Annotated in this window: 23 protein-coding genes; 16 read left to right on the top strand and 7 right to left on the bottom strand. The window is 71.2% G+C overall.

What is annotated here, in order from left to right:
- Positions 1 to 8: 8 nt before the first annotated feature.
- Positions 9 to 764, top strand: coding sequence for an SDR family NAD(P)-dependent oxidoreductase (locus tag IW249_RS02365; RefSeq protein ID WP_307788497.1), 756 nt, complete (start codon positions 9 to 11; stop codon positions 762 to 764).
- A 243-nt stretch (positions 765 to 1,007) separates the two neighbouring features.
- Positions 1,008 to 1,382 carry a VOC family protein gene (locus IW249_RS02360; RefSeq protein WP_196919293.1) on the top strand — a complete coding sequence of 125 codons (375 nt, stop codon included), beginning with the start codon at positions 1,008 to 1,010 and terminating at the stop codon, positions 1,380 to 1,382.
- 110 nt (positions 1,383 to 1,492) lie between these two features.
- On the opposite strand, the gene hemC is transcribed toward IW249_RS02360, so the two are convergent.
- Complete coding sequence (gene hemC, locus IW249_RS02355) at positions 1,493 to 2,428, bottom strand: hydroxymethylbilane synthase (RefSeq protein ID WP_196919292.1); 936 nt, start codon at positions 2,426 to 2,428, stop codon at positions 1,493 to 1,495.
- A 189-nt stretch (positions 2,429 to 2,617) separates the two neighbouring features.
- Here hemC and IW249_RS02350 point away from each other — a divergent pair, with 189 nt between their 5' ends.
- From IW249_RS02350 to IW249_RS02335, 4 genes are all read left to right on the top strand, one after another.
- A complete protein-coding gene (locus tag IW249_RS02350) occupies positions 2,618 to 3,457 on the top strand; it encodes a ComEA family DNA-binding protein (protein ID WP_196919291.1) in 840 nt (279 codons plus the stop codon).
- 41 nt (positions 3,458 to 3,498) lie between these two features.
- Positions 3,499 to 5,817, top strand: a complete 2,319-nt coding sequence (locus IW249_RS02345) for a ComEC/Rec2 family competence protein (RefSeq protein WP_196924594.1) — start codon at positions 3,499 to 3,501, stop codon at positions 5,815 to 5,817.
- 252 nt (positions 5,818 to 6,069) lie between these two features.
- A complete protein-coding gene (gene holA / locus IW249_RS02340) occupies positions 6,070 to 7,050 on the top strand; it encodes a DNA polymerase III subunit delta (RefSeq protein ID WP_196919290.1) in 981 nt (326 codons plus the stop codon).
- Positions 7,047 to 7,484 (top strand): hypothetical protein, encoded by a 438-nt coding sequence (locus IW249_RS02335; protein WP_196919289.1) that lies wholly within the window; start codon positions 7,047 to 7,049, stop codon positions 7,482 to 7,484. Before holA ends, IW249_RS02335 begins: the two co-directional genes overlap by 4 nt.
- Before the next feature lie 156 nt (positions 7,485 to 7,640).
- On the opposite strand, the gene rpsT is transcribed toward IW249_RS02335, so the two are convergent.
- Together rpsT and IW249_RS02325 are read right to left on the bottom strand one after the other, a co-directional pair.
- Entirely contained in the window at positions 7,641 to 7,907 is a 267-nt protein-coding gene (gene rpsT / locus IW249_RS02330) for a 30S ribosomal protein S20 (protein WP_030491765.1), read from the bottom strand.
- Positions 7,908 to 8,155: 248 nt separating this feature from the next.
- Entirely contained in the window at positions 8,156 to 9,142 is a 987-nt protein-coding gene (locus tag IW249_RS02325) for a phosphotransferase family protein (protein WP_196919288.1), read from the bottom strand.
- A gap of 61 nt (positions 9,143 to 9,203) precedes the next feature.
- Here IW249_RS02325 and IW249_RS02320 point away from each other — a divergent pair, with 61 nt between their 5' ends.
- The 8 genes from IW249_RS02320 (at position 9,204) to IW249_RS02285 (ending at position 17,030) form a co-directional block, all read left to right on the top strand.
- Positions 9,204 to 9,740, top strand: coding sequence for a DUF4240 domain-containing protein (locus tag IW249_RS02320; protein ID WP_196919287.1), 537 nt, complete (start codon positions 9,204 to 9,206; stop codon positions 9,738 to 9,740).
- A 116-nt stretch (positions 9,741 to 9,856) separates the two neighbouring features.
- Complete coding sequence (lepA, locus tag IW249_RS02315) at positions 9,857 to 11,734, top strand: translation elongation factor 4 (protein WP_196919286.1); 1,878 nt, start codon at positions 9,857 to 9,859, stop codon at positions 11,732 to 11,734.
- Positions 11,735 to 12,120: 386 nt separating this feature from the next.
- The gene (locus IW249_RS02310) at positions 12,121 to 12,405 is read left to right on the top strand and encodes a GlsB/YeaQ/YmgE family stress response membrane protein (protein ID WP_091409827.1); all 285 of its coding nucleotides are present in this window, start codon (positions 12,121 to 12,123) and stop codon (positions 12,403 to 12,405) included.
- 249 nt (positions 12,406 to 12,654) lie between these two features.
- A complete protein-coding gene (locus IW249_RS02305) occupies positions 12,655 to 12,939 on the top strand; it encodes a GlsB/YeaQ/YmgE family stress response membrane protein (RefSeq protein WP_091410004.1) in 285 nt (94 codons plus the stop codon).
- Between the two features lie 250 nt (positions 12,940 to 13,189).
- The gene (locus IW249_RS02300) at positions 13,190 to 14,476 is read left to right on the top strand and encodes a sugar ABC transporter substrate-binding protein (RefSeq protein WP_196919285.1); all 1,287 of its coding nucleotides are present in this window, start codon (positions 13,190 to 13,192) and stop codon (positions 14,474 to 14,476) included.
- On the top strand, positions 14,473 to 15,459 hold the full coding sequence (locus tag IW249_RS34070; protein WP_196919284.1) for a carbohydrate ABC transporter permease: 987 nt from the start codon (positions 14,473 to 14,475) through the stop codon (positions 15,457 to 15,459). Before IW249_RS02300 ends, IW249_RS34070 begins: the two co-directional genes overlap by 4 nt.
- Positions 15,456 to 16,286 (top strand): carbohydrate ABC transporter permease, encoded by an 831-nt coding sequence (locus IW249_RS02290; protein ID WP_196919283.1) that lies wholly within the window; start codon positions 15,456 to 15,458, stop codon positions 16,284 to 16,286. The genes IW249_RS34070 and IW249_RS02290 overlap by 4 nt, the downstream gene beginning before the upstream one ends.
- Before the next feature lie 102 nt (positions 16,287 to 16,388).
- Positions 16,389 to 17,030 (top strand): MOSC domain-containing protein, encoded by a 642-nt coding sequence (locus IW249_RS02285; protein ID WP_196919282.1) that lies wholly within the window; start codon positions 16,389 to 16,391, stop codon positions 17,028 to 17,030.
- Positions 17,031 to 17,152: 122 nt separating this feature from the next.
- Here IW249_RS02285 and IW249_RS02280 read toward each other — a convergent pair whose 3' ends face one another.
- Together IW249_RS02280 and IW249_RS02275 are read right to left on the bottom strand one after the other, a co-directional pair.
- Positions 17,153 to 18,055 carry a phytanoyl-CoA dioxygenase family protein gene (locus IW249_RS02280; RefSeq protein ID WP_091409805.1) on the bottom strand — a complete coding sequence of 301 codons (903 nt, stop codon included), beginning with the start codon at positions 18,053 to 18,055 and terminating at the stop codon, positions 17,153 to 17,155.
- A gap of 221 nt (positions 18,056 to 18,276) precedes the next feature.
- Positions 18,277 to 19,137 (bottom strand): hypothetical protein, encoded by an 861-nt coding sequence (locus IW249_RS02275; RefSeq protein ID WP_196919281.1) that lies wholly within the window; start codon positions 19,135 to 19,137, stop codon positions 18,277 to 18,279.
- A gap of 326 nt (positions 19,138 to 19,463) precedes the next feature.
- Between IW249_RS02275 and IW249_RS02270 the strand changes: the two genes are divergently transcribed.
- Complete coding sequence (locus IW249_RS02270; RefSeq protein ID WP_196919280.1) at positions 19,464 to 20,228, top strand: SDR family NAD(P)-dependent oxidoreductase; 765 nt, start codon at positions 19,464 to 19,466, stop codon at positions 20,226 to 20,228.
- A gap of 48 nt (positions 20,229 to 20,276) precedes the next feature.
- Here the strand turns inward: IW249_RS02270 and IW249_RS02265 are convergent, their stop codons facing one another.
- On the bottom strand, positions 20,277 to 21,065 hold the full coding sequence (locus IW249_RS02265) for an enoyl-CoA hydratase-related protein (RefSeq protein ID WP_196919279.1): 789 nt from the start codon (positions 21,063 to 21,065) through the stop codon (positions 20,277 to 20,279).
- A gap of 19 nt (positions 21,066 to 21,084) precedes the next feature.
- On the opposite strand from IW249_RS02265, the gene hemW reads away from it, so the two are divergent.
- Positions 21,085 to 22,308: a radical SAM family heme chaperone HemW gene (gene hemW, locus IW249_RS02260; protein ID WP_196924593.1), complete on the top strand. Its 1,224-nt coding sequence runs from the start codon at positions 21,085 to 21,087 to the stop codon at positions 22,306 to 22,308.
- A 66-nt stretch (positions 22,309 to 22,374) separates the two neighbouring features.
- Here hemW and IW249_RS02255 read toward each other — a convergent pair whose 3' ends face one another.
- Positions 22,375 to 23,004: a DUF4870 domain-containing protein gene (locus tag IW249_RS02255; RefSeq protein WP_196919278.1), complete on the bottom strand. Its 630-nt coding sequence runs from the start codon at positions 23,002 to 23,004 to the stop codon at positions 22,375 to 22,377.
- Between the last annotated feature and the right edge of the window lie 193 nt (positions 23,005 to 23,197).

The following is a 23,197-nucleotide window of genomic DNA, read 5'->3' as shown; positions in this document are numbered from 1 at the left end:
CGTGTGTGGTGACCGGGGGCGGACGCGGTGTCGGCCGGGCCGTTGTGGAACGGCTGCTGGCGACCGGCGCCACCATCGTCGTACTGGAACGCGACGCCGACGCGGTCAACTGGTTGGCCGGCCACCCGGCCGCCGACCGACTCGTCGCGGTGGTCGGCGACGCCGCCGACGAGCAGGTGGCCGAGCACGCCGCCGAGCTGGCCGACCGCGCCGCGCCGTTGACCGGCTGGGTGAACAACGCGGCGGTGTTCCGCGACGCCACGCTGCACACCGCGTCTGCCGACACGGTGCTGGACCTGATCGGCTTGAACCTGCGTCCGGCGGTGGTGGGCGCCGCGGTCGCCGTCCGCCGCTTCCTGGCCCGCGCCGCCGGCGGCGCGATCGTCAACGTCTCGTCGCACCAGGCCCGCCGACCCGTGTCCGGTGCGCTGCCGTACGCGACAGCGAAGGCCGCCGTGGAAGGGCTGACCCGGGCGCTGGCCGTCGAGTACGGGCGGCACGGCATCCGGGCCAACGCTGTCGCCCTCGGCTCGATCGCCACCGAGCGGCACACCGAATTCCTCGCCACGCAGGATCCCACCCAGGCCCAGTGGATCGACGCCGAGCTGACCCGGCTGCACCCGGTGGGCCGCATCGGGCGGGCCGAGGAGGTGGCAGAGGCGGTCGCGTACCTGCTGTCGCCCGCAGCGAGCTTCGTCAACGGGGTGACGCTGCCGGTCGACGGCGGACGAGCCGTACTCGGCCTCGACCCGGAGGCCCGCTGACCCGTTCTCGTGGCGCCGCCGCTCCGGGGCCGCTGTGTTAGCCTCCGTGCGCGCCCCAGATGGGCCTACCCCCCGGAGGTTCTGGCTACTTCAGCCACCACGCCGAGGTTGACGCGATGTGCGCGTCTCTCGTGCGGGATCCGGGGCGTCGGTGCCCTCGGGGCTTTGTCATCTGCGTGGCTGGGTGAACGCTGTGGGCCTCCGGTCGGGTCTTCGGATCGACCGGGAAAGAAGACGGCACGGATGACAGTCACGTTCAACCACACCATCATCGCCAGCAAGGACAAGAGCGCCTCGGCCGCGTTCTACCGGGAGCTGTTCGAGCTGCCGGAGGCGCCATCGTGGGGGCCGTTCGCCAACGTCCAGTTGGATGAGGGTGTGCTGCTCCAGTTCGCCGAGCCACCGGTGGACATCCAGATGCAGCACTACGCGTTCCTCGTCGACGACGAGTTGTTCGTACGGTGCCTGGCGTTCGTCAAGGGGCGTGGGATCACGTACTGGGCCGACCCGCAGTTGAAGCGCGAGGCGGAGACCAACACCGAGCACGGTGGGCGGGGCTTCTACTTCTTCGACCCGGCCGGCCACGCCATCGAGATCATCACCCGGCCGTACCTGTAGGTCGTCTGCGTCGCTCGTCGAGGATGATGTCGGCTCTGGTGGTTCGTCCACTGGAGCCGACACCTCACCGTTGTCGACTCGGCCTGCTCCGCCGGCGTTACCGTGGGCGGTCAGACGTGCGCGGACAGGTCGAGGAGGTCACGGGCGCCCTGCCGGAGCAACGCGGCGGCCACGGAGGTCCCGAGGGTGATCGGATCCGCCGCCCATTCGTGTACGTCGAGCACTGTCTTACCGTCGACGCTGATCACCCTCGCCCGTAGACCGAGGCGTCCGTCGGGTTCGGTACGGGCAAGCGCGGCGATGGGGGAGTGACAGTTCCCCTGCAGGATGTGCAGCATGGTCCGTTCCGCCACGGTCTCCCGCCAGGCTCGTGGGTCACCGAGGCTGGCCGCCAGGTCACGGGTGCTGGTGTCGTCTTCGCGGCATTGCAGGACCAGGGTGCCGGAGCCGACGGCCGGGACCATCGTGTCGACGTCGATCGGATGCGTGATCCGGGCGGCCTGCCCGATCCGCTCCAGCCCCGAGAACGCGAGCAGCAGCGCGTCGTACCTGTCGCCGGCGTCGAGTTTGGCGAGCCTGCTGTTCGCGTTGCCCCGGATGGGCACCGGCACCAGGCTCGGCCAGTGCAGCGCCAGCTGCGCGACCCGCCGGACGGCGGAGGTGCCGATCCGGGTGCCGGAGGGCAGTTGGTCGATTCGCAGCCCGCCCGGGTGCACGAGGCAGTCCCGGACATCGTCGCGGGCCAGGTAGGCGGCCATCACCGTGCCGGCTGGTGCCGGCCGGTCTCCGGGGACATCCTTGACGCAGTGCACCACCAGGTCAACATCCCCGGCGATCAGGGCGGCGTCCACCTCCTTGGTGAACGCCCCCTTGCCGCCCAGGGCGGCCAGGTCACCGTGCCAGCGGTCCCCGCTCGTCGACATCGACAGCACGTCCACTGTGACCTCGGGGTGCCGATCGGCGAGCATCGCGCGGACCCGCTCGACCTGCGCGAGAGCCATTGGAGAGTTGCGTGTGCCGATGCGCAGCAGGCGGGAGTCGGACATACCGGTGAGGGTAGTCCGCTCGACGCGGGTGCCGGCGACCAGACCGGCTGCCCAGGCCACGCGCCCTGGTTCGGCCCCCCGCATAGCAGACCGGGACCATGATCAGGGCGTTGTCCACAGTGGCGGTGGTTGTCCACAGGACAGCGCCATCACCCGCCACCGTCCCGGTCGCCGCCATAGCGTCGCGCTGTGTCGCACGACGAGGAAACAGAGGTACGCCAGCGCCTGCGCCGGCTGACGGAGGTGGCTGTCGCACCGCCGCTCCGGCCGGAGGTGCCGCTCGCTGGCGTACCCCCGTCGTCACTGGTCGGCGCGCAGCCCGCAGACGTGCCGTCCTTCCGGCCCGCCGCCGTGCCGCTCGCGGAGCCGTCGTCGGACGGCCTCGCGGTCCCGCCCGAGTCACGGTTGCCCGGCCCGTCGGCGTTCGACCCCGGGCGGCGGGGTGTGCGGGCGCTGGCGGTGGTCGCCGTGGTGGTGGTCGTGGGTGCGGCAGGCTGGGCCTGGCAGGCCCGGCCGCAGTCGGAGCCGGTCGCCCCGCTGGTCAGCGAGACCGCGTCGGCCGCGCCAGCGGGTGACCCCAGCGTGTCCGGCCCCGCCGAGTTGGTGGTGGCGGTCGCGGGCAAGGTCCGAAAACCCGGTTTGGTACGCCTGCCGGCCGGGTCCCGTCTCGCCGACGCGGTTCAGGCGGCCGGCGGCGCGCTCCCGGGGGTCGACGTGGCGCTGCTCAACCCCGCCCGCAAGGTCACCGACGGCGAGCTGATCGTGGTCGGGGTGACGCCACCGCCGATGCCGGGCGGTGCGGCCGGGCCTGCGGCGGGCGATGGGGGACCCGCCGCCGGGCCGCTGAACCTCAACACCGCGACACTGGCGCAGCTCGACGCGCTGCCCGGGGTCGGCCCGGTGCTCGCCCAACGGATCCTCACCCATCGAGATCAGCACGGCGGGTTCAAGTCCGTTGGCGACCTACGCCAGGTCGACGGGATCGGCGATGCCCGTTACGAGCAGCTCAAGGATCTGGTGACGGTGTGAGCGAGTCCGAGCCGCCGGATCTGCGACTGGCTGGGCTCGCCATGGCGGCCTGGCTCACCGCGCTCGCCGGGCTGCACCTCGGCAGCCGCACCGTTCTGCTGGTGGCCGCCGCGGCGGCCGGTCTGACGGCAAGTGGCGCCGTACATCTGCTCGGCAGCCTCGGCCGTCCCCGAGCCGTGGTGCGGCGTTTCGGGTGGGTGGCCGTGGCGGTCGGCCTCGGAGTGGTCTGCGGTGGTGCCGCCACCGCCGCCCGGCTCGCCGTTCGCGACGCGCCGGCGATCCGTGCCCTCGCCGAGCAACGCGCTCCGATCACCGCCGACCTGGTCGTCCGGGACGACCCGCGTCCGATCCGGAGCGCCGGGCGACCGGGCATGTTGCTGGTGTCGACGAAGCTGGTCCGGCTCACCGGCCCGGATGGTCGGCGGATCCACGCGTCGGTGCGGCTGCTCGTCCTGGCCACCGACCCGGCGTGGCGGGGCCTGCTGCCCGGGCAGCGACTCACCGTCGACGGCCGGCTCGATGTTCCGCGCGGCGGCGACCTCACCGCGGCGGTGCTCAGCACCAACGATCCGCCGGAGCGGCACGGCGCGCCGTCCTGGGCGCAGCGCGCCGCCGGGACGCTCCGCACCGGCCTGCAACGGGCCTGCGAGCCACTGCCCGACGACCCCGGTGGGCTGCTGCCCGGTCTGGTGGTGGGCGACACCAGCCGACTGCCACCCGCCGTCGAGGAGGACTTTCAGGCCACCGGGATGACCCATCTCAACGCGGTCTCCGGCTCCAACGTGGCGATCGTGGTGGGTGCGGTGCTGTTGCTGGCCCGTTGGGCGCGCGCCGGTCCGTGGCTTGCGGCCGCGCTGTGCGGGGTGGCGCTGGTGGGGTTCGTCATCCTGGTCCGCCCGTCGCCGAGCGTCGTACGGGCCGCCACGATGGGAGCGATCGGGCTCGCCGCGCTCGCCGCCGGTCGACCTCGGGCGGCGCTGCCCGCGCTGGCCGCCGCCGTGACCGTGCTGGTGCTCGTCGACCCCGAGTTGGCTGGGGACCCGGGGTTCGCCCTCTCCGTGCTGGCCACCGGTGGCCTGCTGCTGCTCGCACCGCGCTGGCGGGACGGGTTGCGTCGGCGAGGCGTCCCACCTGGGCTGGCCGAGGCGTTGGCAGTCCCGGCTGCTGCCCAACTTGCCTGCGGTCCGGTCGTCGCCGGGATCTCGGGCACGGTGAGCCTGGTGGCGGTGCCGGCGAACCTGCTGGCGGTGCCGGCCATCGCACCAGCGACAGTGCTGGGCGTGCTGGCGGCCATGGTGTCGCCGATCTGGCCGGCCGGTGCCGAGTTCGTGGCGTGGCTGGCGAGTTGGCCTGCCTGGTGGCTGGTGGTCATCGCCCGGCAGGGTGCTCGACTGCCAGGCGGCACCCTGCCGTGGCTGGGCGGGGTGCCCGGTGCCCTGCTTCTGACCGGGCTGACCGTCGCGCTGCTGATCGCGGTGCGCCGGCCACTCGTACGGCGGCTGGTGGCGGTGGTTGGTGTCGCCGCCGTGCTGGGTGCCCTGCCGGTTCGGCTGTTAGCCGCCGGCTGGCCGCCCGTCGGGTGGGTCGTGGTGGCCTGCGCGGTGGGCCAGGGCGACGCCCTGGTGCTCCCGGTCGACTCCGGCCGGGCGGTGGTGGTGGACGCCGGGCCGGAACCGGGCGCGGTGGACGGTTGCCTGCGTCGGCTCGGTGTACGGGAGGTGCCCCTGCTGGTGATCAGCCACTTCCACGCGGACCACGTGGGCGGGGTGGCCGGAGTGTTCCGGGGGCGGCGGGTGGGAGCGGTGCTGATGCCGTCGTCGGCGGACCCGGAGAGCGGCAGGGACCTGGTTCGGGCGGCAGCCACCGGCGGGCGGGCAGCGCTGCTGACCACCGTGGCCGGCGCTCGCCACCCCGTGGGCGGGGTCGACCTGCTGGTGCTCGGTCCGCCGTACCCGCTGGCCGGGACCAGGTCCGACCCGAACAACAATTCGCTGGTGCTGCGCGCCACGGTGGCCGGCGTGCGGATCCTGCTGGCCGGCGACGCGGAGACCGAGGAGCAGCACGCGATGGTGGCGCGGGCGGCCCCCGGCCAGTTACGGGCGGACGTGTTGAAGGTCGCGCATCACGGGTCGGCGTATCAGGACCCGGGCTTCCTCGACGCGGTCCGGCCGGCGGTGGCGCTCGTGCCGGTGGGCACCGGCAACACCTACGGCCACCCGAGCCCGGGGCTGCTCGCCCACCTGGGCAGGGACGGTGTGCGGGTGCTGCGTACCGACACGGACGGCGATGTGGCGGCGGTCCGAACGGGCGACGGTCTGGCGGTAGCCCGGCGAGGTGTGCCCGCGGGCCGGCAGCCTTGAGTCGCCGGCGGTCCGGACTCGCGGCCGGCCGTCCGGGTCGCTGATCGACGCGGGATCGCTGACCTCGGGTATCAGCGGCCCGAAACCGCGATTTCCGTGATCCCGTGTGGATCAAGAACGGGTCTCCGATTAATCGGGCGACTTGCGGATTAAATGGGGAATTGACTTGGATGTCTGGATTTGCGCTGTGTGCGGGCTGCGCCGATCAAGCAGCTAATGAGCAGGCACGATCCCGCCGCAGGCCGTGCGAATATGGGCGACGTGACCCCCGCCAGCCTCGCCCCCATTCTGCTCGTCCTCGGTGACGAGGAACTGCTCGCCACGCGCGCGGTCACCGAAGCTGTCTCGAAGGTTCGCAGCGTCGACCCCGAGGTGGACGTCCGCGAGTACCAGGCCAGCGCGCTCACCGTCGGCGAGATCGCCGAGATGCTCAGCCCCTCCCTCTTCGGCGGGCGGCGGCTGCTGATCCTGCGTTCCGGCCAGGACGCCCGCAAGGACCTGGTCGCCGCGCTGTTGGCGTACGCGAAGAATCCCGACCCGGAGGTCCAGCTGCTGGTGCTGCACCTGGGGGGTGCCAAGGGCAAGGCGTTCGCCGACGGTCTGCGGGCGGCCGGCGCGACAGTCGTCCCGGCCGCCAAGCTCAAGGGGCACCGCGACCGGGTGGCCTTCGTCCGCGACGAGATCCGGCGGGCCGGCGGTAAGTGCACCGACGACGCCGCCGAGGCGCTCATCGCTGCGGTCGGCAACGACCTGCGCGAGCTGGCAGCCGCCTGCTCCCAGCTGATCGCCGACACCGACGGGCGGATCAGCGCCGAGACGGTCTCCCGTTACTACCGGGGCCGGGTCGAGGTGACCGGCTTCACGGTGGCGGACGCCACAATGGTCGGCGACGTGCCGGCGGCGCTTGAGGCACTGCGCTGGGCCCTGCACGTCGGCGTCGACCCGGTGCCCATCGCCGACGCCCTGGCCGACGGGGTGCGTACGGTGGCCCGGGTGGCGTCGGCCGGGCGGGGTAGCCCGTACCAGCTCGCCAGCAGCCTCGGAATGCCCGCCTGGAAGATCGAGCGGGCGCAGCGGCAGGGACGGGGCTGGACGCCGGAGGGCCTGGTCCGGGCCATGCAGGTGGCCGCCGAGTGCAACGCGGCCGTCAAGGGCGGCTCCGACGACCGGGCGTACGCCCTGGAGCGTGCGGTCTTCTCGGTCGTGGCGGCCCGGCAGGGCAGCACCAGGTGACGGGAGCGAGCCGCCCGGCGTGGGCCACCGTCCGCGTGGACGAGGAGCGTTACCGACCGCTCTACGCCCGGCTCCTCGGCCTACGGTTCGTCAACCCCGGCGGCGTGCTGTGCTTCCTCTTCTTCGAGGGCGCCATCGCGCTGGCGGTGCTGCTCGCCCTCGCCGAGTTGGTCAGCTGGTGGGCGGTGCTGGTGCTGCCGGTCGTGGTGGCGGCCATGGTCAAGCTCAACGACATGGTGGCCGCGGTCGTGGTCCGCTCCGCCGCGCTCGTACCCGAGCAGGAACGGGACCGTTTCCGTCGGCAGATGGAGCCGGCGGTCGGGCGAGCGCAGGTGGAGTGGATGTTGCACAGTGTGCCCGGCGTCATCGTGACGGCGGATACATCGCCCCCGGGCACTGCCGAGCCGACGCGCCCACCGACGCATTCGTCATAGACCTTGGAGCGGAATGGCCCCTCCAGGGGCGCTTTCCTTCCAAGATCTCAAGGCGGGAGCGCAAGGCGGGCGCGCGGCTGAACGACTGGGGATGGGCACACGGAAACCCCGGGCCTTGGGCCCGGGGTTTTCCGAATCAGTCTGACGGTGAAGTCGTCAGGCGGAGAGCGACACCACGCGCTTCGCGATCGCGGACTTGCGGTTCGCGGCCTGGTTGGAGTGGATCACGCCCTTGCTGACGGCCTTGTCCAGCTTGCGAGAGGCGTCCAGCATGAGCGCGGTCGCCTTCTCGACGTCACCGGCCTCGGCAGCCTCGTGGAACTTCCGGACGGCGGTCTTCAGCGACGACTTGACCGACTTGTTGCGCAGCCGGGCCTTCTCGTTCTGCCGGTTGCGCTTGATCTGGGACTTGATGTTCGCCACGCGACAGCCTCGTCTTGATAGCTCGGGTTGGTCAGCTTATTGCGCGTGATGACGAACATGCGTCATCGCTGCGCGAAGAGCCAGGTTACCAGGTCGCCCGGGACGAGCCAAAACGGCTCGGCCTTCGCGCGGACGGACCCGGCCCGTCGGGCACCAGGTTACGCCCTCGACCCTGGCGGCGGCCCACCGCCAGCCCGACGGCAGGCCGGTCTGGTCCACGCCGCCAGCCCGACGGCAGGCGGGCCGCGTTACCGCCAACCCTGGCGGCGGGCCAGCCAGTCGAGCGACTGCTCGCCGCTCCACCGCTGGTGGGCCGGCAGGTGCGGCGAGGCCGTCGGCGGTGCCGCCGCGGCGCCGGTGAGGTAGTAGCCGGCCAACGCGGCCAGTGTCGCGTCCAACGCGTCCGGGGGTGCGCCGGTGGTGGCCGGGTGCGCGGCGAAGAGCCGGTCCGCGTCCAGCCCGCTGGCGTACGCGGTGAGCAGCAGGCCGGCCAGGTCGAACCAGGCCGGCCCGGTGCAGACCCAGGTCCAGTCGCAGAACCAGGCGCTGCCGGCCGAGTCGATCAGCACGTTGTCGACCCGCAGGTCGCCGTGGATCAGGCCGGTCGCCCCGGCGGCGTACCGGGGGAGGAGGGACTCCAACTCCACCAGCTCGGGCAGCCGGTTCAGCAGCGACGCGGGCAGTGGTGGGGTCGGCTCGCGACCGGCGGCGACCTCCTCCCACCAGAGGATGTCCGACCGGGCCAGGTCGGCCAGGTGCGGCAGGCCGAGCGCGGTCAGTGCGATCGGCGGGTCGGCCAGGGCGGCGGCGACCTGCGCGTACCCGGCGAGGGTGGCGTCCAACTCGGCGGGCACCCAGGGCAGGCGGGGGGTGTGCCCGTCGACGGCGTCGGTGCAGAGCACGAACCAGCCGGCCGCGGAGAGGGTCCACCGGGGGCGGGGCGCCGGCAGGTCCGCCGGCAGCCGATCCAGGATCGCGGCCTCTCGGGCGTACCAGTCGACCAGATGCGGTTGCTCGGCGGCGGGTGCGGCCTTGACGAAGACCCGACCACCGTCGGCGGTGTCGAGCACGGCGGCGAAGCCCCGGGTGAAGCCCGCGTCCGCGACCCGGGCGGTGACCACCGGCGCGCCGAGCCGTTCGGCGACCGCGGCCCGCAGCGCCGCCGGCAACGCCGGCCACGACGGGCGCAGGGCGCTTGCGTGGTACGGCACCGGCGGCAGCAGGGGAGGGGACATCCCACCATGCTGCCCCGGGGTACGTGCGCGACGCACGGCGACACTGCCAGACTGCCAAGCCATGAGGACCGAGGACTTCTGGAAGCTGATCGACGAGGCGCGGGCCGGCGGCGGCGGTGAGCCCGGCCCGGTCGCCGCGCGGGCCGTCGCGCTGCTCGCCGAGCGCGACCCGGAGGACATCATCGGGTACGCGCGGCACCAGACGCGGGTGCTGGCCGCCTCGCACAAGGCGGATCTGTGGGGTGCGGCGTACCTGATCAACGGTGGTGCCTCGGCCGACGGCTTCGAACACTTCCGGGGCTGGCTGATGACCCAGGGTCGGGCCGTCTTCGCCCGCGCCGTCGCCGAACCGGACTCGCTGGCCGAACTGCCCCAGGTGCGGGCGGCCTCGCTCAGCGGCGAGGAGTTCTCCGCCGAGCAGATGCTCTCGGTGCCCTGGGACGCGTACCGCAAGGCCACCGCTACCGAACTGCCGGCGGACCGCGACCCGGTGCGGACGCCGGACCTCAACGACTTCTGGGACTTCGACGACGAGGACGAGGCGCGTCGGCGGCTGCCCCGGCTGGCCGCGCTCTTCGTCGAGCCGCCGATGGAGTGAGGGGTCCTCGCGCCGATCCATCGCCCGCGCAGCGGGCGCACCCCGGCGGCGTGGGAACATAGAGGGGGTCGGCGGCGCGCCGGCCTGTTCACGTCAGCCGACCAGAACGGACCGCTGTGCCACCGAAGCTCGATCCCGGCGCGAACGCCCCTGGTGCCACCGACCCCGGTCGCATCCGGAACTTCGGCATCATCGCCCACATCGACCACGGGAAGTCGACCCTGGCCGACCGGATGTTGCAGCTCACCGGCGTGGTCGACCCGCGGCAGATGCGCGCGCAGTACCTGGACCGGATGGACATCGAGCGCGAGCGCGGCATCACCATCAAGAGCCAGGCCGTCCGCATGCCGTGGACCATCCGTGAGGGTGAGCGGGCCGGCGAGCACGCGGTGCTCAACATGATCGACACCCCGGGGCACGTGGACTTCACCTACGAGGTGTCCCGGTCGCTGGCCGCCTGCGAGGGCGCGGTGCTGCTTGTCGACGCCGCGCAGGGCATCGAGGCGCAGACCCTGGCCAACCTCTACCTGGCTCTCGAGAACGACCTGCGCATCATCCCGGTGCTCAACAAGATCGACCTGCCGGCCGCGCAGCCGGAGAAGTACGCCGAGGAGCTGGCCCACCTGATCGGCGGCGACCCCGCCGACTGCATCCGGGTCTCCGGCAAGACCGGTGAGGGCGTCCCGTACCTGCTCGACGAGATCGTCCGGCAGTTCATTCCGCCGGTCGGCGAGGCCGAGGCGCCCGCCCGGGCGATGATCTTCGACTCGGTGTACGACGTCTACCGCGGCGTCGTCACGTACGTCCGGGTCATCGACGGCCGGATCAGCGCCCGCGACCGGATCAAGATGATGTCCACCGGCGCGGTTCACGAGCTGCTGGAGATCGGCGTCATCTCACCCGAGATGGTCAAGGCCGAGGCGCTCGGCGTCGGCGAGGTCGGCTATCTGATCACCGGTGTGAAGGACGTCCGGCAGTCCCGGGTCGGTGACACGGTCACCATCAACAGCCGGCCGGCGGCCGAGGCGTTGGGTGGCTACAAGGACCCGAAGCCGATGGTCTACTCCGGTCTCTACCCGATCGACGGGTCCGACTACCCCAACCTGCGCGAGGCGCTGGACAAGCTCAAGCTCAACGACGCCGCCCTGGACTACGAGCCGGAGACCTCCGGCGCGCTGGGCTTCGGCTTCCGCTGCGGCTTCCTCGGCCTGCTCCACCTGGAGATCATCCGGGAGCGGCTGGAGCGCGAGTACAACCTCGACCTCATCTCCACCGCGCCCAACGTCGTCTACCGGGCGATCACGGACGACGGCGAGGAGATCGTCGTCACCAACCCGAGCGAGTACCCCACCGGCAAGATCGCCGAGGTGTACGAGCCGGTGGTCCGTGCCACAGTGCTGACGCCCAACGACTACGTGGGCGCGGTCATGGAGCTCTGCCAGGGCCGGCGCGGCACCCTGCTCGGCATGGACTACCTCTCCGCCGACCGGGTGGAGCTGCGCTACACGCTGCCCCTCGCGGAGATCATCTACGACTTCTTCGACCAGTTGAAGAGCCGTACCAAGGGCTACGCCTCACTCGACTACGAGCCCTCCGGCGAGCAGGCGTCCGACCTGGTGAAGGTGGACATCCTGCTGCACGGCGAGCCGGTGGACGCGTTCAGCGCCATCGTGCACAAGGACAAGGCGTACAACTACGGCGTCACCATCGCTGCCAAGCTGCGCACCCTGATCCCGCGCCAGCAGTTCGAGGTACCGATCCAGGCGGCCATCGGCAGCCGGGTCATCGCCCGGGAAACCATCCGGGCGATCCGCAAGGACGTCCTCGCCAAGTGCTACGGCGGCGACATCAGCCGTAAGCGCAAGCTGCTGGAGAAGCAGAAGGAAGGCAAGAAGCGGATGAAGATGGTCGGCCGGGTCGAGGTGCCGCAGGAAGCCTTCATCGCCGCCCTCTCCTCCGACTCCGGCGACGGCAAGGCCGCCGGCAAGAAGTAGTCCGCGACGCCGTACGCGCCCGGGTGCCACACGCACCCGGGCGCGTCGCGTTTCCGGGCGTCTCGCGTGCCTCGCTCTGCCTCGCCCCTGCCCCCGTCGGGTCTGACTGGCCCGCCGAGATTGCCGGCCGAACGCGTCGGCGCGGCGGATGTGACCGCCGGGTGCGGAAAATTTCTCTGCCCCTGTTGTGGGGCCGGCGGGCGGGCGAAGTGGCCTCCTACCTGTGTGGACGTACTCACGCGTCAACCGACGCAGCTCCGGAACATTGACGGCTGGCGTTGTCGATTGAGGTGAGTCGGTTTGGGCTTTCGGTGGGTCGGGCACTTAGCGGTCACGACAGGAAGCACACACCTCGTGTGTCAGACATTCTTTGAAGGAGGGCGACCGTGGAGTTCACCGTGTGGGGCATCATCACTGCGATCGTTGTTGGTCTCATCGTCGGCGCGCTCGGCCGTCTGGTCGTCCCGGGCCGGCAGAACATGCCGATCTGGCTGCACATGCTGATCGGTATCGGCGCGGCCCTGCTGGGCACCGTCCTGGCGCGGGCCATCGGCATCGCGACCGAGACGAGCGGTATCGACTGGGGCGAGCTGCTGGTCCAGGTCGTGGTGGCCGCGATCGCCGTCGCGCTGGTGGCCGGCGTGGGTGGCCGTCGCCGCGTGACCCGATAACACCACAGCACCAACCCGCACCACCGCGACACCTCCGATGGGCGCCCGACCGACAGGTCGGGCGCCCATCGGCGTTCTCCCAACGCCTGGTGGCCAGGGTTGGCCTGCGGTGGAACGTGTCCTTGTTGGCCAAGTCGTGATCGTTTGGTGAGTGAAGGTCGGTTTGGATTTTCGATGGGTCGGGCAATTAACGGTCACGACAGGAAGCACACGAACCGTGTGTCAGACATTCTTTGAAGGAGGGTGGCCGTGGAGCTCACCGTGTGGGGCATCATCACTGCGATCGTTGTTGGTCTCATCGTCGGCGCGCTCGGCCGCCTGGTCGTCCCGGGCCGGCAGAACATGCCGATCTGGCTGCACCTGCTCATCGGCGTCGGCGCCGCCCTGCTGGGCACCGTTCTGGCGCGGGCCATCGGCATCGCGACCGAGACGAGCGGTATCGACTGGGCCGAGCTGCTGGTGCAGGTCGTGGTGGCCGCGATCGCTGTCGCGCTGGTGGCCGGTGTGGGTCGCCGCCGCAGCGTCACCCGATAACGACCCGGCATCATCTGACGACACCGCACGACGTGTAGGACAGCACGACTCGAAAGGGCGCCCGGCCGAGAGCCGGGCGCTCTTTCGTGCTGAAGGCCCGACTTTGGCCGGATGTTGGAGTGCCGGTCGTCGGGCCGCTGCGGTACGGTCGCCACGCTTCGGCCAGTCCCGCCCACTGTCGTAAAGGAATTCTCCGTACTAGGGTGCGGCGGAGAAGGTTAGTTCCAGGCGGCGCGAGGGGAGAAGTGGCGTGAACAGGTGGAAGCGGCTGGCCCCGGTCACCGCCATGGTGGCCTCGGCCGCGATGGTGCTGACCGGCTGTGGGGGCTCCGGCGACGACGCGGCCGACGACAGCAAGCTGACGGTCTGGATGATGGGTGAGGGTGGCGACGCGCAGAACTCCTTCCTCGACGGGGTCGAGGCCGAGTTCCGCCAGAAGCACCCCGACACCGACGTGGTCGTGCAGTACATCCCCTGGCTGGAGGCGCCCAAGAAGTTCCAGGCGGCGCTCGCCGGCGGTGAGGGGCCGGACATCACCGAGCTGGGCAACACCGAGACTCAGGGGTGGGCCGCCCAGGAGGCGCTCGCCGACGTGAGTGGTCGGATGGGCGGCTGGGCCGACGGCAAGGACCTGCTGCCCGACCTGGTGCGCAACGCGCAGCTCGACGGCAAGCAGTACGGCGTGCCCTGGTACGCGGGTGTGCGCGCCATCTACTACCGCACCGACTGGTTCGCCGAGGCCGGCGTGCAGCCCCCGAAGACCTGGGACGAGCTGGTCACTGTGGCCAAGGCCGTGCAGGCGAAGAAGAAGGGCACCTACGGCATCGCGTTGCCCGGCAACTCCGAGCTGCCCTTCTACTCGTTCCTCTGGGGTGCGGGTGGCGAGATCGCCAGCAACCAGGGCGGCACCTGGAAGTCCGGCTACACCACGCCGGAGGCGCAGCGGGCCGTCAAGTTCTGGACCGACCTGGTGACCGTGCACAAGGTCGCCCCGCCGGCGGCGGCGGGTTGGAACGAGATCGACGCGCGTACCCAGTTCGCCACCGGTAAGGCCGCGATGGCCTTCGCCGGTAGCTGGCAGCAGGGCGCCATCAAGAAGGACAACCCCGAGATCGAGAAGGTCTGGGGTACGTTCCCGATCCCCGGCCCGGACGGCAAGGCGGCGCCCGGTTTCGCCGGCGGCTCGGACGTGGCGATCTGGAAGGACAGCGAGCGGCAGGACCTGGCCTGGGACTACCTGACCGTGCTGCTGAACAAGAAGAACGCGCAGAGCTTCGCCAGCAGCCTCGGCTTCTTCCCGGTCTACCAGGACCTGGTCTCCGGTGGCGCGTACGCGAACGACAAGGTGATGGCGTCGTTCGCCACCACCATGCAGAACACCAAGCTCACGCCGCTCACCCCGAAGTGGGTGGAGGTCAGCCGGACGAAGACGGTGACCCAGGCGATGAACAGCTCGGTCATGAAGGGTCAGAAGACGGTCGAGAAGGCTACCGCCGACGCGGCCGGTGAGATGGAAAGCATTTTGAACAGCAAGTGAGCTCACAGACAAAAAACCCGGAGACGTCCGCCGCGCGGGAGACCCCCGCGCGGCGGCGTCGCCGGGTGGACCGCCTGCCCTACCTGCTGCTCCTGCCCGCCCTGCTGATCATCGGGGTGCTGCTGCTCTGGCCGCTCGGCCAGGTGGTGGTGATGTCCTTCTACCGGCTGAACAGCGTCCGGCAGTTGCGCGGCGATCGGGAGTGGCCGTGGGTGGGGCTCGGCAACTACGTCGACATCCTCTCCGACCCGTTCTTCCTGACCGTGCTGCGCAACACGGTGCTGTTCGCCGCGGCGAACGTGCTGCTCACCATGGTGCTCGGCACCCTGGTGGGGCTGCTGCTCAACCGGCTCGGTCGCAAGATGGCGACCTTCGTGGCCAGCTGCGTGATGCTCGCCTGGGCCACGCCGGCGCTGACCGGCACCATCGTCTGGAAATGGATCTTCGACGACACGAGCGGCCTGGTCACGTGGCTGTTCAACGCGTTGCCGGACGGGCTATCGACCAGCCTGTTCGGGCGCAGCGACTGGACCGGCTACGGCTGGTTCAACTCGCCGCTGCTCTTCTTCGCCATCCTCACCCTTGTGGTGGTCTGGCACTCGTTCCCGTTCATCGCGGTGAGTGTGCTGGCCGGTCTCAAGAGCGTGCCGAGTGAGCTGCACGAGGCGGCCCGGGTGGATGGCGCCAGCCCGTGGCGGGTCTTCTGGAAGATCACCTTCCCGTTGCTGCGCCCGGTCTTCGGGATCCTGATCGTGCTCTCCACGATCTGGGACTTCAAGGTCTTCACCCAGCAGTTCGTGCTGGCCGGCGGCACCCAGGACCGGCCGACGTTCATGCTCGCCATCTACTCGTACGCCGAAGCCTTCTCGCCGCCGCCGAAGTACGGGCTCGGCGCGGCCATCGCGGTGATCCTCACGCTGATCCTGCTCGTGGTCACCGGCTTCTACGTACGGATGGTGCTCAGGCAGGAGGACGAGTCGTGAAGAAGGTCGCCCTCAACGGCGCCGGGCTGCTGGTCGCGCTCTTCGCGGCGTTCCCGGTCTACTGGATGATCTCCACCTCGCTGAAGCCGAGCAACGAGATCTTCTCTTCCACCCCGCAGCCGGTGCCGACCCATCCGACGTTGGCGCACTACCGGGAGATCCTGACCGGCAACCTGATTCCCGGCGTCAGCTTCCTCGACTTCTTCCTCAACAGCGCGCTTGTCGCCGTCTCCACTGTGGTGCTCAGCGGCCTGGTCGCGCTGCTGGCCGCGACCGCGGTGGCGCGGTTCCGCTTCAAGCTGCGGACCAGCTTCCTGATCATGCTGCTGGTGGTGCAGATGATCCCGCTGGAGGCGTTGGTCATCCCGCTGTTCCTGATGATCCAGCGGTTGGGGCTCTACAACACCCTGCCCAGCCTGATCCTCACGTACCTCGGTTTCTCGCTGCCGTTCGCGGTCTGGATGCTGCGCGGGTTCGTCGCCGCGGTGCCGAAGGAGTTGGAGGAGGCGGCGGCGATCGACGGGGCCAGCCGGGCCCAGACCTTCCGCAGGGTGCTCTTCCCGCTGGTCGCGCCCGGCCTGGTGGCCACCAGCATCTTCTCCTTCATCACGGCGTGGAACGAGCTGATCTTCGCGTTGACCTTCATCAACGATCAGGGCAGCTACACCCTGCCGGTGGCGATGACCTTCTTCTTCGGTCGGGACGACACCAACTGGGGGCCGGTGATGGCGGCGTCCACACTGTTCACCCTGCCGGTCATCATCTTCTTCCTGCTGGTGCAGCGGCGGATGGTCTCCGGTCTGGTCGCCGGCGCCGTCAAGGGCTGACCCCGAGGCCGACGTCGGCCTCCGTACGCAACGACTGACGCCGGTGCCCACCCCGGCGCCGGGCGGGCTTTCGGGCATCGGACCGCCACTAGGCTGACGGTCATGACAGGCAGGGTGGCAGCGGTGAACCTCGGCATCGTGACCGAGGCTGGGTGGGCCGGCGACGCGAGCGGTCGCAGTGGCATCGACAAGCGGCCGGTCGACGGACCGGTATCGCTGCTCGCCGGCGGCCTGGCCGGCGACTTCATCGGCGAGCGGGCCCACCACGGTGGCCCTGACCAGGCGGTCTACGCCTACGCGGAGGAGGACGCCGCGTGGTGGGTGGCCGAACTGGGCCGCGCCATACCGCCCGGCGGCTTCGGCGAGAACCTGACCACCTACGCGGTCGACGTCACGGGTGCGGTGATCGGCGAGCAGTGGCAGGTCGGGTCCGCCCTGCTCCAGGTCACTAAGCCGCGCACCCCCTGCACCACCTTCGCCGGGTTCTGGGGCGTACCGGATCTGATCAAGCGGTTCACCGTCCGGGCGTCGCCCGGGGCGTACCTGCGCGTGCTGCGCGAGGGGGAGGTCGGCGCGGGCGACCCGGTCGAGGTGGTGGACCGCCCGGCGCACGGGGTGACCATTGGCGAGGTGTTCCGGGCGACCAGCCTGGAGCCGGAGTTGTTGCCGCGGTTGCTCGACGCCGAGGACCTGCCGGAGCCGATCCGGGAGAAGGCCCGCCGACGCCTCGCCGCCCAGGGCTGACCGGCAGCGGACCGCACTCGCCGCGACGGCGTCCGGGAGCACCGAACGGTCGGGTCCGCAGACGTGGAACGGCCCCCCGCCAACGCTGAGCGTCGGCGGGGGGCCGTCCTACGAGCAGTGGGTCAGCGGAGCCAGGGGATGTTGCGGTCGAGCAGACCGCGCTCCTTGAGCTCCTTGCGCAGCGGGATCTCGTCGTCGACGTACCCGTCCCAGTTGATGCCCCAGTAGTTGGCGGTGTGGGTGCCCTCACCGATCAGCTGGCGCTGCACGGGGGTGCGGTTGCGGTACCACTCGCCGTTCACGTCTGGGTGCAGCTCGTCCAGCGGGCGGATCCACCGGTAGGTGTAGCCGACGAAGAGCATCTTGCGGGTGATGGTCGACAGGTTCGTCGACCGCGAGTGCCACTGCCGGCGGTCGAAGATGAAGGCGTCGCCCGGGTTGGCGGTGATCTCCACCGTGCCCTCCGGGTCGGGGTTCTGCACCGTGAGGTCCGCCGGCCGGGGCAGCGAGTTCTTCAGGTGGCTACCCGGGATGACCTTGGTGGCGCCGCGGCCGGTCTCGGAGAGGTCCGACAGCACGTACGCGACCTTCAGCGAGAACATCGGCCGAGGCAGGTTCGGGTCCATCGTCTCCGGGTCGGAGTTCTGCCGGTACCCGTCCTGGTGCCAACCCCAGTACGGCTTCTCCGGCTCGGCGGCCGGCGGTGTGACGTCCAGGTGGTTGTGGTGCGTGTAGATGTTCCAGCCGGCCAGTCCCCACATGTACGGGAAGGCGATCGGGTGGGTCAGCAGCTCACCGAAGAGCTCGTCGCGCTCCAGGAAGCCCAGCAGGTGCAGGGTGCCGTCCTTCTTGGTGGTGCCCTTCGCCTGCTCCTCCGCGTAGACGCGGTCGACCGCCGCCTCCAGCGCCGCCCGGTGGTCCTCCGTCAGGACGTTGCGCAGCAGGAGGAAGCCCTGCTCGTGGAACTCCTTGCGGTCAGTGTCGCTGATCGGTTCGTAACCGGTCCGGTCGCCGTAATCGAACACCGCGTCGTACCCCTCCCCATGAGGTGAAACCTTTTCTGGCACAGGCCGCCGATCGTAACGCGGCGATCCCGGCGTCGGGGAGGGTGCGGTGCGGGATTTGGCCCCGGTGGGACCCCACGCAGCGAGAGAAACGCACAGAGTGAGATCTGGGCGTTCAATAGAGCGATTTAATGCGTCTTGCCCGATTGTGCGATGACCGCCGGTTAAGAGATCCGGGTCGGTCAACCCTCGTTGAACACCTCGGCCACCACCTGACCGGCGGGGCTCTGCTGGCCGTCCACCCGGCCCCACGAGCCGTCGCGGGCGGTCCACTCCAGGTCGCCGAAGCGGACCCGCTTCACCCCGTGGTCCTGGGCGTGCGACACCAACCAGTGCGCGTACCGCCAGCCGTCGCGCTGGTCGCCCGGAGTCACCGCCAACCCGGTCGGGTCGGTCGGGTCGGTGCCCTTCAACCCCCAGTCCAGCACCAGGTTGCGGGTCAGTTGGGCGGCCGCCGCCGCGCCGTGCATCACCGGGGTGCGCCCCACCGTGCAGGCGACCGCGCCGCTGGCGTCGCCGAGCAGGGCCCGACTGAGCACCTCGGAGTCGTCGGCCCACTTCTGGTACGCCTCGGGGAATGCCGAGCGCTGCACCCGCTGGGCGGCGTCGGTGACCCGCATCTCCTCCCAGCCGCGCACCTTCTTCAGGGCCGCGTAGAACCGGTTGGCCGCGTAGCGCGGGTCGCGGATCTGCGCCGGAGTGCCCCAGCCCTGGCTCGGTCGCTGCTGGAACAGGCCGACCGAGTCGCGGTCGCCGTCGGCGAGGTTGCGCAGCCCGGACTCCTGGTACGCGGTGGCGAGCGCGACCACGACGGCCCGCTCGGGCATCCCGCGCTTCGCGCCGATCGCCGCGATGGTCGCCGCGTTGGCCATCTGGTCGGCGTCCAGCGCGACCCGTCCGTCGGCCTGCACTGTGCACTTGCGTGCCATCAGTGGCAACTTCAGATTGTCGCCGACCTGCCGTACGACGAGCCAGATCGCGATCACGGCGACGAGGATGAGCACCACTCCACCCGCCACGGTTGCCCGAGTTCGCACCCACACCCCCAGATCGACAGTCTGACAAGCGTACGTCCCCGCAGGCCCCCTCCGGGTCGTCCGAGCGGTTCGGGCCCGACATGGTCGACTCCGACCGGTTCGGGGCCGGCTCCGCTGCCACGTACCGGTTGGCGACGTTCCCGCTCCGGTCGCGATCTCACCTGCCCGCGTCGTTCCGTCACCCGCCCCGGTGCGGGGCTGTCGCGCGCGTCACCGGGTAAGCGATATCGGGAAGCGATTGACCAGTCAAGGACTTGAGCCAGTTGACATGTCAATCCGACCTACCGCCCCGCACAGCCGGACGCGTTGGTCACCGAACAAGGAGGAGTGCCATGGGAACGCTCGATGGCAAGGTCGTGCTGATCACCGGCACCGGCGGGGGGCTGGGCCGCGTCGCGGCGCTGACCTTCGCCCGCGAGGGCGCGAAGGTCGTCGGGGCCGACCTCCAGGTCGCCGGCAACGACGAAACTGTCGAACTCGTCCGCCGCGCCGGCGGCGAGATGACCGGCATCGCGCCGGTCGACCTCACCGACCCCGAGCAGGTGCGCACGCTCGTCGACGACGCTGCCGCCGCCTACGGCGGGCTCGACGTGGTCTACAACAACGCGGCGGCGCTCCGCTTCGGCCCGATGCCCGACTTCTCCGTGGAGGACTGGCGCTACACCATCACCGGAGAACTCGACATTCCGTACTTCGTGTCGAAGTTCGCCTGGCCGCACCTGGTCCGGCGCGGTGGCGGCGTCATCATCAGCGCCGCCTCCATGGCCGGGATGATCGGCGGCCACGTCCCGCCGATGGTCGGTCACACCGCCGCGAACGCCGGCATCATCGGCATGACGCGACAACTCGCGCTCGAAGGCGCGCCCCACGGGATCCGCGCGGTGGCGATCAGCCCCGGGCCCACCCTCACCCCGGCCAGCGAACGCGACCTCGGTGACAACCAGGAGGCCCGGGACGCCATCACTGCCAAGACGCTCCTCAAGCGCTTCGCGCGCCCCGAGGAGGTCGTCGAGCTGGTGGTCTTCCTCGCGTCCGACCGGGCGTCGTACATCACCGGGGCGAACTACCCGGTCGACGGCGGCGCGACCGCCTGGTGACCCGGCAGGAACCGGGGGCGCCGCCGAACGACGGCGGCGCCCCGATCGTCAGTCGTCGAGAGCGGGCACCCAGCGCGCCGGTCGACGTTCGCGGAACGCGGTGACCCCCTCGCGCCCCTCGTCCGACAGGAAGTAGCCGGTCGAGACGGCGGAGAGCCGGGCCAGGTCCGCGCGCAGCTCGGCGGTACCCGGTCGGCGCAGCAGCTCCTTCGCGCCGGCCAGCGCCCCGGGCGCGCCGCGCACCAGCGAGTCGCAGTAGCCGCGTACCGCGTCGTCCAACCCGTCTGCCGGGACCGAGGCCGTCACCAGGCCGATCTCGGCGGCCCGGCGGCCGTCGAAGGTGTCGCCGGTCAGGTACAGCTCGGCGGCGGCGCGGGGGTGCAGCCGGGGCAGCACTGTCGCCGAGATGACCGCCGGGATCACCCCGATGCGTACCTCGGTGAACGCGAACGTCGCCTCGTCGGCGCAGACCGCCAGGTCGGCGGCGGCGATCAGGCCCAGCCCGCCGGCCCGCGCCGGCCCGCCGACCCGGGCCAGCACCGGCTTCGGGCACTCCCAGATCGCCGCGAGCACGTCACCCAGCATGCCGGCCGGCACCGTCCCGCTGGCGTACGCCGCGGCGGTCTCCTTCAGGTCGGCGCCCGAGCAGAAGACCGGGCCGGTGTGATCGAGCACGATCGCTCGCACCGCCTCGTCGGCGACCGCGTCCGCGAGCCCCGCCAGCAGTTGGGTCATGAGGCCGGTGGAGAGCGCGTTGCGGTTGTGCGGGCTGTCCAGGGTGAGGGTGGTCACCCCACGGGCCGTGGCGACCCGCACGAGGACGTCGGGAGAGGTCATGCCGGGCACACTAGTGGCCATGCCCGGCGTCCTTCCAGATGGTGAGACCGTCCCCGTCGACGGATCGTTGCCCGCCACCGCCACCACGGCGGTCGGCGCGCGCGGCTTCGGCGTGTACGTGCACGTCCCGTTCTGCGCCAGCCGTTGCGGCTACTGCGACTTCAACACCTACACCGCCTCCGAACTGGGCGGCGGCGCCAGCCGCGAGGGGTACGCCGACACCGTCCTGGCCGAGCTGACGCTCGCCGCCCGGGTGCTCGGCGACACCCCGCCGCCCCGGGTCGACACCGTCTTCGTCGGCGGCGGCACGCCCACCCTGCTCCCCGCCGACGACCTGGCCCGCATCCTCGACGGCATCGACCGCACCTGGGGGCTGGCCGCCGACGCCGAAGTGACCACCGAGGCCAACCCCGAGTCGGTCACCCCGGAATCGTTGAAGCTGCTGCGGGCCGCCGGCTACACCCGGATCTCGCTGGGCATGCAGTCCGCCTCCCCGGGGGTGCTGGCGATCCTGGACCGCAAACACAGCGCCGGCCGGGCCACCGCCGCCGCCCTGGAGGCGCGCGACGCCGGGTTCGAGCACGTCAACCTGGACCTGATCTACGGCACCCCGGGGGAGCGGGCCGAGGACTTCGCCGCCTCGCTGGAGCAGGTCGTCGCCGCCGGGGTGGACCACGTCAGCGCGTACGCCCTGATCGTCGAGGACGGCACCCGGCTCGCCGCCCGGATGCGACGCGGCGAGCTGGCGTACCCCAGTGACGACGTGGCCGCGGACCGCTACCTGGCCGCCGAGGCCGCGCTCGACGCGGCCGGGCTCTCCTGGTACGAGGTCTCCAACTGGGCCCGCACCGAGGAGGCCCGCTGCCGGCACAACCTGCTCTACTGGACCGGCGCGGACTGGTGGGGGCTGGGGCCGGGGGCGCACAGCCACGTCGGCGGGGTGCGCTGGTGGAACGTGAAGCACCCCTCGGCGTACGCCCAGCGGTTGGCCGCCGGCGCGTCTCCCGGCCTGGCCCGGGAGGTGCTCACTGTCGACGAGGCGCACATGGAGGACGTGATGCTGCGGCTGCGGCTGGCCAGCGGTCTCCCGCTGGCGGTGCTCGACGCCACCGGTCGGGCCGGCGCCGAGCGGGCGCTTGCCGGCGGCCTGCTGGCCGCCGACGAGTACGCCGCCGGCCGGGCAGTGCTCACAGTGCGTGGACGGCTGCTCGCCGACGCTGTCGTCCGCGACCTGCTGCCCTGAGGGGTCCGCTGCCTCGGGACCGGGGCGGCGGTGCTCCGGACCGGCCGGGGGAGCGGCCGGCCCGGTTCACTTGATGAAGCTCGCGGAGAGCGGGTAACGGTAGAGCTGGCCCTCGTTGGCTTTGATGCCGGCGATGATGCCGAACACGGCGCCGAGGATGATGGCCGCCCCGACCCCGATGAAGCCGATCAGGATGCAGGACAGCACCCAGCCGACCAGACCGACGATCGACCAGATGAGCTGGAAGTTGAGCGCTGCCACAGCGTGCGCCCGCACCGTCGGGGACTGGTTGCCGCGTGCCAGCATCGCCACCAGCGGGGCGATCCAGCCGAGCACACCGCCGCTGATGATCATGCCGGCGGCGCCGCCGAAGTGCGCGACCAGCGACCAGGTCTTGTCCTCGTTGTTGGCGTAACCGCCGCCGGGGCCGCCGTAGGCCCCGCCGGCCGGGTAGCCGCCGGGTGGGGGATAGCCCCCGGGCGGGGGGTAGCCGCCTGCCGGAGGGTAGCCGCCTGACGGCGGTTGGTCACCGGTGGGCGGTGGATAGCCACCGGCCGGGGGATAGCCGGCCGGGCCGGGAGCCCCGGACAGTGGTGCGGTGGGCGGCTCGGCCGACGGGTACGGGCCCGGGGAGGTGGGCTCCGGCGGGTAGTTGCCGGCGTCGCCCGACCCGGGAGGGCGAGGAGGTTCAGTCATGGATGTCACGGTAGGGGCCGTTGGCAACGCCGCACCAGAGCGACACCGCCTGGCAGTGCGGGCCGATCGGCCCAACAAGGGTGGCGCGGGCCGCACCGACGGGTGGCCGTTGATCATCGCGTCGACGGGCCCGCCGACGTAGACTGGCACTCGTTACAGTCGAGTGCCAGGACGGCCCGACCGGCCCAGGGTG

Origin of the sequence: Micromonospora vinacea, from assembly GCF_015751785.1 — a bacterium.
Taxonomy (GTDB): Bacteria; Actinomycetota; Actinomycetes; order Mycobacteriales; family Micromonosporaceae; genus Micromonospora; species Micromonospora vinacea.
This window is presented reverse-complemented; position numbering and strand designations above follow the sequence as displayed.

Coding starts and splice junctions, on each gene's coding strand:
- hemW (WP_196924593.1), top strand. CDS start 21,085: ATGCCCGGCGTCCTTCCAGATGGTGAGACCGTCCCCGTCGACGGATCG.
- IW249_RS02255 (WP_196919278.1), bottom strand. CDS start 23,004: ATGACTGAACCTCCTCGCCCTCCCGGGTCGGGCGACGCCGGCAACTAC.
- IW249_RS02265 (WP_196919279.1), bottom strand. CDS start 21,065: ATGACCTCTCCCGACGTCCTCGTGCGGGTCGCCACGGCCCGTGGGGTG.
- holA (WP_196919290.1), top strand. CDS start 6,070: ATGGGCGACGTGACCCCCGCCAGCCTCGCCCCCATTCTGCTCGTCCTC.
- IW249_RS02360 (WP_196919293.1), top strand. CDS start 1,008: ATGACAGTCACGTTCAACCACACCATCATCGCCAGCAAGGACAAGAGC.
- IW249_RS02285 (WP_196919282.1), top strand. CDS start 16,389: ATGACAGGCAGGGTGGCAGCGGTGAACCTCGGCATCGTGACCGAGGCT.
- IW249_RS02320 (WP_196919287.1), top strand. CDS start 9,204: ATGAGGACCGAGGACTTCTGGAAGCTGATCGACGAGGCGCGGGCCGGC.
- IW249_RS02270 (WP_196919280.1), top strand. CDS start 19,464: ATGGGAACGCTCGATGGCAAGGTCGTGCTGATCACCGGCACCGGCGGG.
- IW249_RS02345 (WP_196924594.1), top strand. CDS start 3,499: ATGGCGGCCTGGCTCACCGCGCTCGCCGGGCTGCACCTCGGCAGCCGC.
- hemC (WP_196919292.1), bottom strand. CDS start 2,428: ATGTCCGACTCCCGCCTGCTGCGCATCGGCACACGCAACTCTCCAATG.
- IW249_RS02325 (WP_196919288.1), bottom strand. CDS start 9,142: ATGTCCCCTCCCCTGCTGCCGCCGGTGCCGTACCACGCAAGCGCCCTG.